The sequence below is a fragment of the Streptomyces avermitilis MA-4680 = NBRC 14893 genome (genome assembly GCF_000009765.2).
Classification (GTDB): Bacteria; Actinomycetota; Actinomycetes; order Streptomycetales; family Streptomycetaceae; genus Streptomyces; species Streptomyces avermitilis.
Window position 1 is genome coordinate 2,645,868 of the sequence record NC_003155.5, and the last position, 16,030, is coordinate 2,661,897.

Consider the following 16,030-nt stretch of genomic DNA (forward strand, 5'->3'; position numbering starts at 1 on the left):
TACTCAGCGCTTCGTGCGGGCGGTCACCGTGAAGCGGGCCCCGTCGGGGTCGCTCAGCACCGCCTCCGTGGCGCCGGGCTCCCACCGCAGCACCGTGCCGCCGTGGTCCTGGGCGGCATGGACGCAGGCCTCGACGTCGTCGACCGCGAAGTGGACCTGCCAGTGCGGTCTGAGCTGGGGGTCGGGCGCGGCTCCCACCGCCCCGGAGTGGATCCGCGCCACCACGTCGCCCTGGCTGAGCAGTACGACCTCCTTCCCGTCGTACTGGACCTGACAGGCGCCGGGGCGTGCGGAGGCCCATTCGAGGACCTCCCCGTAGAAGATGGCGGCGTCGAAGGCGTCGCGGGTGTGGAGGCGTACGAAGGCGGGGGCCGCGCGGCGCCAGTGGTCCCAGCCGGCGACGAGCTGTCCCTCCCAGATGCCGAAGACGGCACCGTCGCGGTCCGCCAGCAGGGCCGCCCGGCCGGGCGGGAAGGCGATCGGCCCGACCGCGGTCGTACCGCCGCGCTCCTGACTGCGGGACACGGCCTCGTCCGCGCTGGGCACCGCGAAATACGGCGTCCAGGCGGCCGCCATCTGCCACTGCGAGGCCACCGCGGCGATCCCGGCGACGGGCATGCCCTCCGACAGCGCGAAGCGGAACCGGTCGCCGAGCTTGCCCGTGCGCCAGCGCCAGCCCAGTACCGCCTTGTAGAAGTTCTCCGCGGCTTCCAGGTCGCGGGTGGTGAGGCTGACCCAGCACGGAGCGCCGAACACCGAATGGCTGGAGACGATCTCTCGCGCGAGCGTTCCGTTTCTTTTCATCGCTCTACCGTCCTGTCATCTCCGCCGCCGCTCCGCAACCCGGAGGCCCCCGAGAGGCCCCGTAGTCCCGGCCCCGGGTACCCCGCGGACATCGGGGCAAACTCCACAGACCGGCACGGCTCACGGCCGCCGCAGGGCCGTACTCAGCTCACGGCCGCCGCAGGACCGGGCTCAGCTCACGGCGCCCAGCGACCAGCTCGGGCTGATTCCGGCGAGCCGGCAGATGAGGAAGTACAGCGGGATCGGTGGCGTGTACGGAGAGTCACCATCGGGACGGTGGATGAGGCGGGGACCGCCGGGGCGGGGGCGGCCCGATGCCCGGGTCCAGGACGGGTCGGCCAGATAGGCCCCGATCGCGTAGGTCGTGCAGGACGGCCAGGTGACGCCCACGTGGGAGCCGGAGGGGACGATCCACCACCAGCGCAGGTCGTCGGCGAAGACACAGCCGACGCGCGGGAGGCACTCCATGATCCGCTCGCCGTGCTCCGGCGAGGTGCCCACGGCGTCGTAGCCGAGGCCGGCCGGCAGTTCCACGGGGAGGGAGAGCCGCTGGGGGCGCTCGCACAGCAGCGGGGCGGACAGGCCGGGGCGGGGATCGGACAGGCGCCGGTGAGCGTCGGACAAGCGCGGGCGAGGGTCAGGCGTGTGCTGTCGGTCCATGGGATGACGGTCCTTCGGCCAGGTGGGGGACGGGCCGGGTGGTGTTCGTGGTCGCCGGAAGCCCGGTCGAGGCGGGGTCTCCTCCGTCCGGCGACAGCTCGGCCCAGACGATGTGTCCGGGCCCGTACGCGCTGTTCTTGACGCCCCAGTCGCCGCTCAGCGCGCCGACCAGCAGGAGTCCGCGACCCCCCTGGTCGTCGGGCTCCGGCCGGCACTGGGCGGGGAGGGTCTGGCCCCGGTGCTCGTCCTCCACCTCGATGCGCACCCGCGCGCCGTCGGTGCGCAGTCTGCACACGATCCGGCCGCTGGCGGTATGCATGATCGCGTTGGTGACGAGCTCGGAGGCCACCAGGACAGCGTTGTCACATGTCTCGGCGTCGGTGTTCCAGGCGGCGAGCAGCTCGCGCACATGGCCGCGGGCCACGGCCACCGAGGCGGGGATCGCGGGAAGGCCGAAGATGCCCGCCTGGGGGACGGGCTGCTCCTCCCGCGCCGGTCGTCCCGGTCGTCGTAAAGGCTGGGGGAGGGAGGGCGGAGCCATCGCCGTTCGCCTTTCATCTGCCGTCGCACCACGGAAGGTGCCGGTGCCACACCGCTCAGTGCCGTCGCGAGTCGCGCACCAGCGGCCAACTCGCTTCGAATCGTGCCCAAGAGCAGCCCTGACTCCCCCAACTGGACTGCTCAGCATCCTCGTTCACCGGCTCCTGACGGTGGAACCACTCTGGCACCTGCGAACGACGCCTCGCAACCGGCAAGTTGAAAATTGCAATGTGTGAGGTGCATGCTGCCTCCGCCGGAAGATGATCGTGACAGACTGTGACCCATGACCCGTGACTCGGTGTGAGGGGGTAGGGCGTGACCGCGGAGACCGACTGGGGCGGCGCCCCCACCGTGCTGCGCATGATCCTCGGCAGACAGCTCGAGGAGCTGCGCACCCGGGCCGGCCGCACCTACGAGGAAGCGGCCGCGGCGATCGGGGTCAGCCACTCCACGATCCGCCGGATGGAATCCGCCAAGGTGGCCCGGCTCAGGCTCGCGGACGTCGAGAAACTGCTCCAGATCTACGGTGTGACGGACCAGCAGGAGATCGACACGTTCCTGAAGTCGGTCCGTGAGGCCAACAAGCGCGGCTGGTGGCACACCTACCGCGATGTGCTGCCGGACTGGTTCGCCGCGTATCTGAGCCTGGAGCAGGCGGCGCTCCAGATCCGGGCGTACGAGGCGCAGTTCGTCCACGGTCTGCTCCAGACGGAGGAGTACGCGCGGGCCCTGCTGAGCGCCGGAAACCCGCACGCCCCGGCCGAGGCGACCGAGCGCCGGGTCGCCCTGCGCATGCGCCGCCAGGAACTGCTGTCCCGCTCTGCGCCGCCCCGCCTGTGGGTGGTGATGGACGAGACCGTGCTGCGCTGGCCGGTCGGGGGCCCCACCGTGATGCGCGCCCAGATCGACCACCTGATCGCGCTCAACGCGCTGCCGCATGTGACCTTGCAGATCATGCCGTTCCGAAGCGGTCCGCATCCCGCGATGCGGGCCGGAGCGTTCCACGTCTTCCGGTTCAGGGCACGTGAGTTGCCGGACATCGTCTATCTGAGCGGCCTGGTGGGCGCTGTCTATCTGGACAAGAGCGACGATGTCGTGGTGTATCGCGAGGCCCTGGACCGGCTGGGCGCCCAGTCGGCGCCCGCCAGGAAGACCGAGGCTCTCCTCGGCGCGATACGCAAGGAGCTGTGAGTGCACCACCACATACGCGACGGCCACATACGCAACGGCATGCCGGCCCGGGATCTCGGCGCGCGCGGCTGGTCCAAACCGTGGAGCGACGACGCGGGAGGCGCCTGCCTGGAGGCGAAGAAGCTCGCCGACGGCCGGGTGGCGCTGCGTCAGTCCACCGACCCGGACAGCCCGGCCCTGGTCCTCACCCCCGCCGAGGTGGCTGGCTTCCTCGCGGGTGTGAAGAAGGGCGAAGCCGACTTCCTCCTTTGATTTCTCTTAACTTCTCTGGTGACTTCTCTGGTTCTCCTGCCTGGTCCCCTGTTTTTCCATGAACGTTCTTACGGAACCTACGACTTGAATGGGAGGGGCGGCGTTGCCCGACAACGGATGGCCGGCCGACCGTATCGACACCGAGAGTGCGCACTCCGCGCGCATCTACGACTACATCATCGGCGGAAAAGACTACTACCCGGCCGACAAGGAGGCGGGTGACGCCATGTCCCGGGAGTGGCCCGCACTCCCGGTCCACATGCGGGCCAACCGCGACTGGATGAACCGCGCGGTGGCCCATCTGGCGAAGGAGGCCGGGATACGCCAGTTCCTGGACATCGGAACCGGCATCCCCACCTCGCCCAACCTCCACGAGATCGCCCAGTCGGTGGCCCCCGAGTCCCGGGTCGTGTACGTGGACAACGACCCGATCGTCCTCACCCTCTCCCAGGGCCTGCTGGCCAGCACCCCCGAGGGCAGGACCGCGTACGTCGAGGCGGACATGCTCGACCCGGCGAGCATCCTGGATGCCCCGGAGCTGCGCGACACCTTGGATCTGACCCGGCCGGTCGCCCTGACGGTGATCGCGATCGTCCACTTCGTGCTGGACGAGGACGACGCGGTGGGCATCGTCCGCCGCCTCCTGGAGCCTCTCCCCTCGGGCAGCTATCTGGCCATGTCCATCGGCACCGCCGAGTTCGCGCCGCAGGAGGTGGGCCGGGTCGCCCGCGAGTACGCCGCCCGCAACATGCCCATGCGGCTGCGCACGCACGCGGAGGCCGAGGAGTTCTTCGAAGGCCTGGAGCTGGTGGAGCCGGGCATCGTCCAGGTGCACAAGTGGCACCCGGACGCCGCCACCGCCGACGGCATCCGGGACGAGGACATCGCGATGTACGGAGCGGTGGCCCGCAAGCCGTGACCCGCCGCTGCAAGCCGTGACCCGCAGACCGTGAGCCGCGGCAAGCCGTGAGCCGCGTCTGCCGCCGGGGCCCGTTCGAACGGGTCCCGGCGGCAGCGACGGACGTCAGTCCAGGCCGGCCGACGTCAGCCAGGCCTTGGCGACGTCCAGCGGGTCCTTGTTCTGGAGCTGCACCTCGGCGTCCATCTTCAGCAGTGCCACCGTGTCGAGCTTGGCGGAGACCGCGTTCAGCGTGTCGGCGCCCTTCTGGGAGAGCCCCGACTTGTAGACCAGCGGCTGCACGTTCTCGAACCCGAAGAGGTTCTTCGGGTCCTGGAGGACCACGAACTTCTCCTTGGTGATGGTCGGGTCCGTGGTGAAGAGGTCCGCGGCCTGCACCGTGTTCTTCTTCAGCGCCGCCTGGGTCAGCGAGCCACCGGCGTCCAGGGCCTTGAACGACTTGAAGTTCAGCCCGTACACGGACTTCAGGCCCACCAGGCCCTGCTGTCGGGTCTGGAACTCCGGAGAGGCACCGATGGCCAGGTCGGGGGCGATGTCCTTGAGGTCCGCGATGCTGGACTCGGAGGTGAGGTGGTACTTCTTGGCGGTGGCGGCGTTGACGGTGACGGAGTCCTTGTCCTGCGCGGGCGCCGGGTCGAGCAGCTTCAGCTTCGAGTCGAGCTTGGCGTTGATCGCGGCGGTCGTGGTGGCGACCGTCTTCGGCGTGGCCTTGGAGTCCAGGTAGGCGAGGAGCGCGCCGTTGTACTCCGGCAGCACGGTGAGAGAGCCGTTCTTGAGCAGACCGTAAGTGGTCTCGCGGCTGCCGATGTTCGGCTTGTAGGTGACCTTGATGCCCTTGGCCTTCAGGGCCTCGCCGTAGATGTCGGCGATCAGGATGCTCTCGGCGAAGTTGTTCGAGCCGACGACGACGCTGTCGCCGCCCGCCTTGTCGCCCGAGAGCGGGTCGGACTCTTCGCCGGAGGACGACGAACACCCCGCACATGCCGCCAGGAGCGCCGCCGTGGCGGCGAGCGCGACGGCTGCCGCGCCGGGGTTTCTCGTCCTTGACCTGCTGCTCTTCGCGGTAGAAGTCACAATTCCCGTTCCGGGCTCGGATGGTGTGGGGAGCATGGAGATGGCGGGGTGCGCGGAAGTCCGGCACCTTTGTCTACTGATCCAATCCAGCCGGTTCTCGGTCGGTCAAGAGGATTCTGGTCACCGATTGGCCTCAATGCGTGGCCGGTTGTGAACGACTGGTGGACGCTCTGCCGATGAGTCGCAGACGCTTTGTAATGGATTCTTGACGTGGGGTGGCCGAATCGGGGGTCTGAAGAGGCGGTAGTCTCGCCCGAGTTGGCGACAAGGCACAGCGGCGTGCGGGGGCCGCCGTCTTCCGAACGTTCTGTCGCGGCCCCAGTCGATGAATACGGTCTCGTGAACCTTCGCGCGCCGTGGTCCGCCCACGAAGGAGGCTCGGTGTCCACGAACAAGGTGGACGCGCCGACCCGGCCGGCCCCGTCGCCGAACCCGGGCGGCACCGGCGGTTTCGCCGCCCGCTGGCCGTTCAGGCGCAAGCTCAACGCCCTCGTCGGCGTACCGCTGGCCGTGGTCGCCGCGTTGCTCTGCTACCTCATCACCGACCAGGTGGACCAGGCGCGCAGCGCGGCCGCCGCCGCCCAACTGGTCCGCGACAGCGCGCAGGTCGCCGACCTCGTCGACCGGGTGGAGAACGAGCACCAGCAGGCCGTCCTGCTCTCCGTGCGCTACGAGGCCGCCGCCGGCGCCGACGCCCGGCCCGCGCTCACCTCCTACCGCAGGGCCCAGGCCGCCGTGGACGCGCAGGTCGACAAGGTGCGCGGCACGTTCGGCGACCGGCTGCCCGACACGGAGGCGCAGGCCCTCAAGGAGATCAACGGCCTGGGCAGCCTGCGCGGCACCATCGAGGAGGGCTACCTGCCCGCCGACAACATCGACCCGGCCTACACCAACGCCGCCAAGGGGCTGCTCGACGGCCTCGGACTCGACCGCAACGCCGCCCTCGCCGCCACCTTCACCGGCAATCTGCTGGACTCCCTGCTGCGCGCCGACGCCGCCCACAGCTCCTTCGAGACCAGCGTGTTCTCGGCGACGACCGGTGACTCCAACGCGCTCATCGAGTTCACCAACGCCGTGGGCTCCTACGAGCTGTACACGTACCAGGCGGACCGCTTCGCCCGGTTCGCCACCGAGCGGCAGGCGGACGAACTCTCCGGGATCGAGCACAGCACGGCGCAGCGGGAGATCGCCGAGGCGTACGCCGAGCTCCAGATCGACCCCAGCGGACTCCAGGCGAACACGCCGTCCCGGATCCGCGCGGCGTTCGCGGACGCCCTGCGCGACTACCCGGCTTATCCGAAGCAGGCCGAGAGCCGGCTGAAGATCGCCGCCTCGCTCATCGGCCAGATCGCCGACCGCGCCGACGACGCGTCCAGCGAGGCCTGGTGGCGGGCCGGTCTGCTGCTGGCCGCGGCTCTGCTCGGCTTCGTCCTGTGGCTCGCCTTCTCGGTGGCGGTCCGGCGGTCGGTCGTACGGCCGGTGGAGGCTCTCACCGATGCCGCGCAGGAGGTCTTCGACATCACCAGCCGGGAACTCGCCCGGGTGGCCGACGACGACGCCGAGGACCTGGGCCCGCTCCGGCTGCGCGAGGTGCCCGTCCCCGTACGGGACGAGATCGGCGAACTCGCCGAGGCCTTCAACCACGTGCAGTCCACCGCGGCCGCCCTGCTGGAGCGCCAGGTGCTCAGCCGTCGCAACGTCGCCGAGATGTTCGGCAACGTCGGCCGCCGGGTCAGCAACCTCACCACACGGCAGCTCGCCCTCATCGACGCCGTCGAACGCGGCGAGACCGACCCCGCGCTGCTCGACCGGCTGTACCGCATCGACCACATCGCGGTCCGGCTGCGGCGCAACGCCGACAGCCTCATGCTGCTGGCCGGCATCCGCGAGACCGTGCTGGACTCCGGCCCCACCGCGCTCACCAACGTGGTGCGCGCCGCGCTCGGCCAGATCGAGGGCTATCAGCGCGTCCGGCTGCGCGCCGAGACCGAGGTCATGGTGGAGCCCGACATCATCGGCGACCTGACGCTGATGGTGGCCGAACTCCTGGAGAACGCCGTCGCGTTCTCGCCCGTGGGCAGCCCCGTCGAGGTGGCGGTGCGCGGGACCGGTGGCGACGGCGCGCTGATCGAGATCGCCGACCACGGTCTGGGCATGAGCGCCGAGCGCCTCGACGAGGAGAACGCCCGGTTGATCCGCCGCGAGCGCCTGGACCTGGTGCCGACCAAGGTGCTCGGCCTCTTCGTGGTCGGCAGCCTCGCCCGGCGCTGGGACGTCGGGGTGACGCTGTCCCGCACCCCCGGCGGCGGTGTCACGGCCGAGGCCGTCATCCCGTCCACACTGCTGCTGGCGATGAGCCCGCTCAACGTCCCGGCCGCGGTGGCAACAGCCCCGGCCGCTGCCACCGTCGAACCGGGGCCCGCCACTCCTTCCTCGCCCGCCACCTCGTCCTCGTCCGCCGCCGCCACCCTGCCCCGGCACGGCGAGACCGAGTCCCGGCCGGGCGCGCTGCCCCGGCGGGTGCCCCGGCGCGAGACGGCGCCCGCGGAGAAGGCGGAGGAGACGGAGGACAGGGAGGAGGCGGAGGAGACAGCCTCGGGCACGGCGCCGGCGCTCCAGGACCGCACCGAGCGGACGCTCCTCCCCCACGACGACACCGGCGCGGCCCGCCCGCTGCGCCGCCGGGTCCGCGGGGCCACCCTCCGCACCACGGCCGCCGAGGCCGCCCAGCAGGCGGCGCACGGCCCCGCCCGGCCCGCCGACGCGCACGAGGTCCGCTCCGCGCTCGAGGAGTTCGAGGCCGCCGTGGAGCGCGCACACCGGGACAGCGGGACCGGCACCCCGGCCCCGGCCCCGCAGCCGACACCCGACCAGAACTACCAGAACCACCAGAGCGACCAGAGCGACCAGCGTCATCAGAACCACCAGAGTCATCAGAACCACCTCCCGGAAGGAGCGGAGCAGTGAGCACGTCGACAGGTGACACTCCGGCGGGAGGCACCACGCCCGCCGAACTGCGCGCCGCAGCAGCCGACTTCACGTGGCTCCTCAACCGATTCGCGACCGAGACCGCGGGCGTCGTCGACGCCATCGCCGTCTCCTCCGACGGGCTGCTCATCGCCGTTTCCGAGCTGCGTGAGCACGCCGACTCCGAACGGCTGGCCGCCATCGTCTCCGGTATCACCAGCCTGGCCGCCGGAGCCTCCGGCAACTACGGCCTGGGCGGCCTCAACAAGGTCATCATCGACCTGGAGGGCGGCCACGTCCTGGTCTCCGCGATCGGCAGCGGCGCGGTGCTCGGCGTGGTCACCGACAAGGAGGCCAAGCTCGGCAACATCGCGTACGAGATGACGCTGTTCGCCAACCGGGCCGGCGCCGCGCTCAGCCCCCAACTCGTGCTCGAACTGAAGAACTCCGTCGGCGTCACGTCGACGGGGTGACCGGCACCGTCCGGTCGAGGAAGGACACAGCTCATGGCGGACGGCCGTACTCCGGCCGGCGAGGACCGCTTCACGGCCCCGGGTCCCGACCCGGTCGGCCCCGCCCCCGCCGTGCGGCCGTTCCTGGTCACCGCGGGCCGGGTGGCGGGCACCAGGTCCGGCCCGCCGATCCCGGTCGAGACCCAGGTGGTGGCCACCGCCGAGGGTCTCGACCAGCTCGACCGGCTCTCGTTCGAGCAGCACGACATCGTTGCCGCGTGCCGGCAGCCGCAGTCCATCGCGGAGCTCGCGGCCCGGCTGCGGCTGCACCTCAACGTGGTCCGCGTCCTGGCCGAGGACCTGCGCTCCGAAGGACGGCTGTCGGTGTACCTTCCGAACCCCGGCATCACCCAGGACGCGTCCGTACTGCGAAGGGTTATCGATGGTCTCCGCGCCATCCCCGACTCCCGGGGGGTACTCCGTGACACCGACTGAACAGGCCGCCGTACGGCCGCCGCTGCCGGTCAAGATGGTGATCGCGGGCGGCTTCGGCGTGGGCAAGACCACCGCCGTCGGCTCGATTTCCGAGATCGTCCCGCTGACCACCGAGGCGGCCATCACCGAGGTCGCGGCGGGCGTCGACGACCTCACCCACACCCCGCGCAAGACCACGACCACGGTCGCCATGGACTTCGGCTGCATCACCATCGACCCGACGCTGAAGCTCTATCTGTTCGGTACGCCGGGGCAGGACCGGTTCGGGTTCATGTGGGACGACCTGGTCGAGGGTGCGGTCGGCGGGCTCGTCATCGTCGACACGCGGCGGCTCGACGACTGCTACGCGGCCGTCGACTACTTCGAGCACAAGCAGATCCCGTTCGCCGTCGCCCTCAACGCCTTCGACGGCAGGATCGAGCATGATCTCGACGAGGTCCGCTGGGCGCTCGACGTCGCCGAGCGCGTCCCCGTCGTCGTCTTCGACGCCCGGGAACGCGGCTCGGTCCGCGACGCGCTGCTCGTCGTACTGGAACTGGCGCTGGCCCGCACCGGGGCATGACGCGCCGCGGGCCCGGGACGCAGGATCCGTCCCGGGCCCGCCCCCACGTCGTCGTGCTCAGCCGCTCCTGCGCACCCCGGGCGACACGGCGACCCGGTTGACCGTCCAGAACAGCCCGAGGGTGACCAGGGCCATCACGGCCACCAGCGTGGCTCCGCCGACCACCTTCTCGTAGTTGCGCTGGTAGAGGCCGTCCACGATGTAGCGCCCGAGGCCGCCGAGGCTGACGTAGGCGGCGATGGTGGCCGTCGAGACGATCTGGATGGCCGCCGACCTGAGGCCGCTCAGGATCAGCGGCAGCGCCACCGGCACCTCGACCTGGAACAGGATCTTCGCCTCGTGCATGCCCAGGCCCCGGGCGGCGTCGACCGGCGACGGGTCGACGGAGCGCATCGCCTCGTAGGTGGTCACCAGGATCGGCGGCACGGCGAGCACGACCAGCGGGATCATCACGGGCAGCAGCCCGAGGCCGAGCAGGACGAACATCAGCACCAGCAGGCCGAAGCTGGGCAGCGCCCGGGCGGCGGTGGCGAGGAACGCGAGCGCGTTGCCGCCACGCCCGGTGTGCCCGGTCAGCAGCCCCACCGGCAGCCCGATCGCGGCGGCGATGCCGAGGGCCATCAGCGAGTACTGGATGTGCTCCAGGAGCCGGCGCGGGATGCCGTCGTAGCCGTGCCAGTGGGCGCTGTCGCTGAAGAAGGCGTTGATGAAGTGCAGTACGTTCACCGGACCGCGTCCTTAAGGGCGAGCGCGGCCGGTTCGGGCCGGGCGGAGTCGTCCCGCGGGGCGCGCCGTGCCGAGCGCGTGCCGCGCGGCATCCAGGGCGTCAGCAGGACGCGTACGAGTACCAGCGCGGCGTCCATGAGGATCGCCAGGACCGCCGTGGTGACCACGGAGTTCACCGCCAGTGCGGGCCGGTGGTAGAACATCGCGTCGGCGAGCAGGTTGCCCAGGGCGCCCTGGTTGCCGATCAGGGTGCCGACGCTGACGAGGCTGATGCTGGAGACGGTCGCCACCCGCAGCCCGGCGATGATGGCGGGCACCGCGATCGGCAACTGCACCTGGACGTAGCGCCGTACGGGGCCGAAGCCCATGGCGGTGGCGGCCGCGAGTGTCTCCTGGGGCACCGACCTGACGCCGTCCACGATGGCCGGGACGAGCAGCACCAGGCTGTACAGGGCCAGCGGGATCATCACGGTGATCTCGCTCTGGCCGGTGTAGTCGATGAGGACGACGAAGAACGCCAGCGACGGGATGGCGTACACCACGGTCGTCACCCCGAGGACCGGCGGGTACAGCCAGCGGAACCGCACGCACAGCTGGCCGAGCGGCAGGGCGATGAGGAGGCCGGCCAGGACCGGCAGCAGGGCCTCCTTCAGGTGCAGTCCGATGAGCCCGAGATAGCTGTGCTGGAGGTCGCTGGGGATGTCGAAGAAGCCGTTCATCCGGCGAGGTCCGCCTTCCGCCGCTCGGCGTGGGCGCCGCGGATGGCCTCGCCGATCGTCTCCTGCGAGACGACCCCGACCACCCGTCCGGTGCCGTCCACGGCGACGGCCCAGCCGGTGGGCGAGAGCACGGCGCAGTCCAGGGCCGCGCGCAGCGAGTCTTTGCCGGACTCGAAGGGCCGACCGTACGGCAGCAGCCGTTCGGGCACCACCTTCCCGGCGGTGAGGTCCTTCGGCTCGCTCCAGCCGAGCGCCTTGCCGTCGACGTCGGTCACGAGGAGGTAGGGCACGTCCGGCGTGCCGCGGGCGGCGATCTGCTCGGCGGTGGAGTCGATCGCGACGACCGGAGTGGTCAGCAGCTCCAGCCCGGCGGAGGGGAAGAACGAAAGGCGCCGGATGCCGCGGTCGGTGCCGAGGAAGTCCTCCACGAAGGCGTCCGCCGGGGCGGACAGCAGTTCGGCGGGCGGCGCGAACTGGGCCAGATGGCCGCCGGTGCGCATGACGGCGACCATCGTCCCCAGCCGGATCGCCTCGTCGATGTCGTGGGTGACGAAGACGATGGTCTTGCCCAACTCGTCCTGGATCCGCAGGAGTTCCTCCTGAAGTCCCTTGCGCACCACGGGGTCGACCGCGGAGAAGGGCTCGTCCATCAGCAGCACGGGCGGGTCCGAGGCCAGGGCCCGGGCCACGCCGACGCGCTGCTGCTGTCCGCCCGACAGCTGGTACGGGTAGCGCCTGGCGAGTGAGGCGTCGAGCCCCACCCGCTCCATCAGCTCCCTCGCCCGCGACCGGGCCCGCTCCTTGCCCCAGCCCAGCATGCGGGGCACGGTCGCGATGTTGTCGACGATGGTGCGGTGCTGGAAGAGACCGGCGTTCTGGATGACGTAACCCATGGACCGTCGCAGCGTGTTCACGGGTTGCTTCGTGATGTCGGCACCGTCGAGGAGGATCGTGCCCTCGCTGGGCTCGACCATCCTGTTGATCATCCGCAGGGTCGTCGTCTTCCCGCAGCCCGACGGCCCCACAAGGACGGTGATCGAGCGGTCCGGTATCTCCAACGACAGCCGGTCGACCGCCACCGTTCCGTCCGGGTACCGCTTGGTGACTGAATCTATCCGTATCAAAACGCCGAATACCCTTCGGGTTTGGCAGAAGACGCCGTTTTTCGGCCACGGTCGATCGCGCAGGCCGTTGCGGGAAGAGTCTAGACGGCCCGCGTTTCGCCTCGTCGGCTACGTCACCGTCCACTTCTGGTTGTCACCGGTGCCGCAGCTCCACAGGACGAGCGAGGTGCCGTTGGCCGTGGCGGCGTTGTAGGCGTCCAGGCAGAGGCCGGCGTTGACGTTGGTGATCGTGCCGTCGCTGTTGATGTTCCACTTCTGGTTGGCCTGGCCGTTGCAGTCCCAGATGACGACCTTGGTGCCGTTGGTCGTACCGAGGTTGTAGGCGTCCAGGCACTTGTTGCCGTACAGCACCAGTTCCTTGCGGGAGGTGTACGTCCAGGACTGGTTGGGGCCGCCGTTGCAGTCCCACAACTCGGCCTGGGTGCCGTTGGTGATCGTGTTGTTGTAGATGTCGGCACAGCGGCCGGACTGCTTGCCGGTGACCAGGGCGCCGTTCGTGCCGGGCAGCGGCCGGACGGTGATTCCCTCGGTGGCCGGGCCGCCCGAGAGGGCGAGCGTGTTGGCGGAGCCCTTGGAGAGGGAGACCTCGACGGAGACCGTGCCCGCACTCGCGCCGGTCGGCGGGAAGGAGACCGTGGTGGCGGTCTGGCCGTTGACCTGGAGCGTGGCGGTGCGGGCCGAGCTCGTGTTGTTGGTGTAGGCGACGTCGACGACGTTCAGGCCGGTACTGGCGGCGGTCACGCCCGTGTAGCGCCCCGTGGAGGTGGCCGCGTAGGCGCCGCCCGCCGCCTCCGTGCCGCCCGTGACCGTCAGCATCACCGAGCCGCCCGCCGGGACACTGGCCGTGTACCCGGTGGCGGACGTCCCCACGTTCTGCCGGGCCCACAGGTCACGGACGGTCGCGGACGCGTTCGTCAGGCCGAGGTCGGACCAGCGGACGGTGATGTCGTGCGCGGCGGAGGTGCGGTTGAGGAGGACGACGGCGCGGTTTCCGGTGCCGGACAGCACCTTGCCGTACGCCTGGAGGCCGGTGGTGTCCTCGGCGACCTTGACGCCCTGGAGGCCTCGGGAATCCTGGTCGACGGCGATGACCTCGGGGTTCTTGAGGATCCCGGCGGTCTCGGACGTCATGGTCGTCAGGTCGTTTCCGGCCAGCAGCGGCGCGCCGGAGATCGCCCACAGGTTCATGTGGGTGCGGTTCTGGGCGGCGGTGAAGCCGTCCATGCCGACCATGAGCATGTCCGGGTCGTTGTAGTAGCCCGTGTGCTGCGCCGTGGGGTGCAGGGTCTGGTCGAAGTTGGACAGCAGACTGGTCATGGACGGCTGGTTGCCGTAGTAGATGATGTCGGTGCTCGTCCGCCACAGCGGGGCCTGGCCCGCGGCCCAGTTCCAGGGGTTCTGGTAGCCCCAGTTGCAGATGGACAGGGTGAGCGGCCGGCCCGTGGTGGCGGCGGCCCTGCCGACCGCGTCGCTGATGGACTTGTACGTCGTCGCCGCGTCGAGCCCTTCCGCGTCGCCGCCGCACCAGTCGACCTTGACGAAGTCGAAGCCCCAGGTGGAGAACTGGAGCATGTCCTGGTCGTAGTGGCCCTCGCTGCCCGAGCCGGGCGCGGCGGGGCGCCCCGTCGGGTAGTAGTAGCCGCAGCCGTCCTTGCCGGCGTCGGTGTAGATGCCGGCCTTGAGTCCCTTGCTGTGGATGTAGGCGGTGATGGCGCTCATGCCGCCGGGCCACTCGGCGGTGTCGACGGTGATGTTGCCCGCGCTGTCGCGGGTGCCCTGCCACCAGCCCTCGTCGATGTTGATGTACGTGTACCCGGCAGCCGGCAGGCCCGCCGCGACGAACGCGTCGACCTGCTTCTTGATGACGCTGTAGTCGATCTTCGCGGCGAAGCTGTTCCAGGAGGCCCAGCCCATCGGCGCACTGGGAACGGTTATCTGACGTGTCGTCACCGCCGCCTGCGCGGGCGCTGGTTGGACGAAGAGGAGGGTGGCGGCCGCGGTGAGCGCGAGGACGAGTGCGCGGACGGCGGCGATCCGCAGGCGGCGGCCGAAGCTCCGGCCGGTCGAGCGCGGTGGGGGAAACATGCGGCTCCAAACCCTTCCGGAAGAGCCGAGGCGACTCCCGGAATCTGTCGATATTTCGAACACAGATCGGCTCATCGAACGATTGGCGCGCCGAACGTAGAGTCCCGCGAGAGGGAAGTCAACGGGTGCGACACAGGAGGTTCTGCGCGCCTGCGGGCCGGGGCAAGCCTGCTGTGCCGCCGCTCACTTGACTGCCGGACGTCCCACACGATTGGCTCCGGCCCAACGAACAGCCAGACCCTCGGCACGTATCGTCGCGACGACCGCGCCGACATCACGCCGCCCCTTCCTTCTTCCTTGCTCAGCCGCACAGCGAGGTGCCGCACACCCATGAACGCTTCCCTCCGACCTCACGCTCCCCGCAGCTCCGCCCCACCCGCCCGGGGCGCGGCCCTGGCCGCCGGCGCGGTCGCCGTCTGCCTGCTCGCGGCCGGCTGCTCCGCTTCCGACGGGTCGGACGCCGGCACCGAAGCGGCGGGCCGGGCGGGCACCGCCCGGATCAAGGTGGCCCTGGTGACCCACGGCGAGCGCGGCGACGCCTTCTGGGACCTGGTGCGCAAGGGCGCTCAGACGGCGGCCGCCAAGGACGGCATCGAGCTGACCTACGTCAGCGACGCCACGGGGGCGGGACAGGCGGAGCTGCTGCGGGACGCGGTCCGCGACCGGGTCGACGGCATCGCGGTGACCCTGGCCAAGCCGGAGGCGATGAAGGGCGCGGTCGCCGACGCCATGGCCGCCGGCATACCGATGGTCGGCCTCAACTCCGGTATCGACGACTGGCGTTCCTACGGCCTGCTCGAGTACTTCGGCCAGGACGAGAGCCTCACGGGCCGTGCGCTCGGCGACAAGCTGGACGCCCTGCACGCCCAGCACGCCCTGTGTGTCATCCACGAGCAGGGCAATGTGGCGCTGGAGGCGCGCTGCGCCGGGGTGAAGAAGACGTTCGGCGGCCGGACGGAGATGCTGTACGTGGACGGCGCCGACCCGAAGGCGGTGACCGCCTCCGTCACGGCCCGGCTGCGGCAGGACCCGAGCATCGACGAAGTCGTCACGAACGGGGCGGAGATCGGCCTCGAGGCGGTGAAGTCGGTGAAGAGCGCGGGCAGCAAGGCCAGGATCGCCACCTTCGACCTCAGCAAGAACGTGGTCAAGGCCGTGCAGCGCGGGGATGTGCAGTTCGCGGTCGACCAACAGCCCTATCTCCAGGGCTATCTCGCCGTGGACTCGCTGTGGCTCTACCGGTCCAACGGCAATCTCAGCGGCGGCGGAGAGGCTCCCGTGCTGACCGGCCCCGCCTTCGTCACCAAGGAGAACGTCGCCGAGGTCGCGAAGTACGCGGCCGACGGAACCCGCTGAGCGGCGCCGTCGTACCCCGGCGTCGCCAAGGTTTTCGCTCCCTCACGGTGCGTACGGTCACTTGTACGGATAGCATCCTGCGCACCCCCTGTGCCGTACCGGCC

The 16,030-nt window shown here is 70.4% G+C and carries 16 protein-coding genes; 8 read left to right on the forward strand and 8 right to left on the reverse strand.

What is annotated here, in order from left to right:
* Positions 1 to 3: 3 nt before the first annotated feature.
* From SAVERM_RS11400 to SAVERM_RS11410, 3 genes are all read right to left on the reverse strand, one after another.
* Complete coding sequence (locus tag SAVERM_RS11400; RefSeq protein ID WP_010983612.1) at positions 4 to 804, reverse strand: VOC family protein; 801 nt, start codon at positions 802 to 804, stop codon at positions 4 to 6.
* A 171-nt stretch (positions 805 to 975) separates the two neighbouring features.
* On the reverse strand, positions 976 to 1,464 hold the full coding sequence (locus SAVERM_RS11405; protein WP_010983613.1) for a hypothetical protein: 489 nt from the start codon (positions 1,462 to 1,464) through the stop codon (positions 976 to 978).
* Entirely contained in the window at positions 1,442 to 2,005 is a 564-nt protein-coding gene (locus SAVERM_RS11410) for an ATP-binding protein (protein WP_107083169.1), read from the reverse strand. The genes SAVERM_RS11405 and SAVERM_RS11410 overlap by 23 nt, the downstream gene beginning before the upstream one ends.
* Before the next feature lie 314 nt (positions 2,006 to 2,319).
* Here SAVERM_RS11410 and SAVERM_RS11415 point away from each other — a divergent pair, with 314 nt between their 5' ends.
* From SAVERM_RS11415 to SAVERM_RS11425, 3 genes are all read left to right on the forward strand, one after another.
* Positions 2,320 to 3,195 (forward strand): helix-turn-helix domain-containing protein, encoded by an 876-nt coding sequence (locus tag SAVERM_RS11415; protein WP_010983615.1) that lies wholly within the window; start codon positions 2,320 to 2,322, stop codon positions 3,193 to 3,195.
* A 39-nt stretch (positions 3,196 to 3,234) separates the two neighbouring features.
* A complete protein-coding gene (locus SAVERM_RS11420; RefSeq protein WP_042494335.1) occupies positions 3,235 to 3,447 on the forward strand; it encodes a DUF397 domain-containing protein in 213 nt (70 codons plus the stop codon).
* A 103-nt stretch (positions 3,448 to 3,550) separates the two neighbouring features.
* Positions 3,551 to 4,366, forward strand: a complete 816-nt coding sequence (locus SAVERM_RS11425; protein ID WP_037650071.1) for an SAM-dependent methyltransferase — start codon at positions 3,551 to 3,553, stop codon at positions 4,364 to 4,366.
* Between the two features lie 105 nt (positions 4,367 to 4,471).
* On the opposite strand, the gene SAVERM_RS11430 is transcribed toward SAVERM_RS11425, so the two are convergent.
* Positions 4,472 to 5,440 (reverse strand): ABC transporter substrate-binding protein, encoded by a 969-nt coding sequence (locus tag SAVERM_RS11430; RefSeq protein WP_037650026.1) that lies wholly within the window; start codon positions 5,438 to 5,440, stop codon positions 4,472 to 4,474.
* 381 nt (positions 5,441 to 5,821) lie between these two features.
* On the opposite strand from SAVERM_RS11430, the gene SAVERM_RS11435 reads away from it, so the two are divergent.
* From SAVERM_RS11435 to SAVERM_RS11450, 4 genes are read left to right on the forward strand one after another with little or no spacing between them, the layout of a single operon-like run.
* Positions 5,822 to 8,407, forward strand: a complete 2,586-nt coding sequence (locus SAVERM_RS11435) for an ATP-binding protein (RefSeq protein ID WP_037650025.1) — start codon at positions 5,822 to 5,824, stop codon at positions 8,405 to 8,407.
* Positions 8,404 to 8,880 (forward strand): roadblock/LC7 domain-containing protein, encoded by a 477-nt coding sequence (locus tag SAVERM_RS11440; RefSeq protein ID WP_010983620.1) that lies wholly within the window; start codon positions 8,404 to 8,406, stop codon positions 8,878 to 8,880. The genes SAVERM_RS11435 and SAVERM_RS11440 overlap by 4 nt, the downstream gene beginning before the upstream one ends.
* A 33-nt stretch (positions 8,881 to 8,913) precedes the next feature.
* Positions 8,914 to 9,354, forward strand: a complete 441-nt coding sequence (locus tag SAVERM_RS11445; protein WP_010983621.1) for a DUF742 domain-containing protein — start codon at positions 8,914 to 8,916, stop codon at positions 9,352 to 9,354.
* Entirely contained in the window at positions 9,302 to 9,916 is a 615-nt protein-coding gene (locus SAVERM_RS11450; RefSeq protein ID WP_042494337.1) for a GTP-binding protein, read from the forward strand. Before SAVERM_RS11445 ends, SAVERM_RS11450 begins: the two co-directional genes overlap by 53 nt.
* 57 nt (positions 9,917 to 9,973) lie before the next feature.
* On the opposite strand, the gene SAVERM_RS11455 is transcribed toward SAVERM_RS11450, so the two are convergent.
* The 4 genes from SAVERM_RS11455 to SAVERM_RS11470 form a co-directional block, all read right to left on the reverse strand.
* Positions 9,974 to 10,642 (reverse strand): ABC transporter permease, encoded by a 669-nt coding sequence (locus tag SAVERM_RS11455; RefSeq protein ID WP_010983623.1) that lies wholly within the window; start codon positions 10,640 to 10,642, stop codon positions 9,974 to 9,976.
* The gene (locus SAVERM_RS11460; RefSeq protein ID WP_010983624.1) at positions 10,639 to 11,361 is read right to left on the reverse strand and encodes an ABC transporter permease; all 723 of its coding nucleotides are present in this window, start codon (positions 11,359 to 11,361) and stop codon (positions 10,639 to 10,641) included. The genes SAVERM_RS11455 and SAVERM_RS11460 overlap by 4 nt, the downstream gene beginning before the upstream one ends.
* Positions 11,358 to 12,485, reverse strand: coding sequence for an ABC transporter ATP-binding protein (locus SAVERM_RS11465; protein ID WP_010983625.1), 1,128 nt, complete (start codon positions 12,483 to 12,485; stop codon positions 11,358 to 11,360). The genes SAVERM_RS11460 and SAVERM_RS11465 overlap by 4 nt, the downstream gene beginning before the upstream one ends.
* 108 nt (positions 12,486 to 12,593) lie before the next feature.
* Positions 12,594 to 14,570 carry an RICIN domain-containing protein gene (locus tag SAVERM_RS11470; RefSeq protein WP_010983626.1) on the reverse strand — a complete coding sequence of 659 codons (1,977 nt, stop codon included), beginning with the start codon at positions 14,568 to 14,570 and terminating at the stop codon, positions 12,594 to 12,596.
* 330 nt (positions 14,571 to 14,900) lie between these two features.
* On the opposite strand from SAVERM_RS11470, the gene SAVERM_RS11475 reads away from it, so the two are divergent.
* Complete coding sequence (locus tag SAVERM_RS11475) at positions 14,901 to 15,926, forward strand: substrate-binding domain-containing protein (RefSeq protein ID WP_010983627.1); 1,026 nt, start codon at positions 14,901 to 14,903, stop codon at positions 15,924 to 15,926.
* The last annotated feature ends 104 nt before the right edge of the window (positions 15,927 to 16,030 follow it).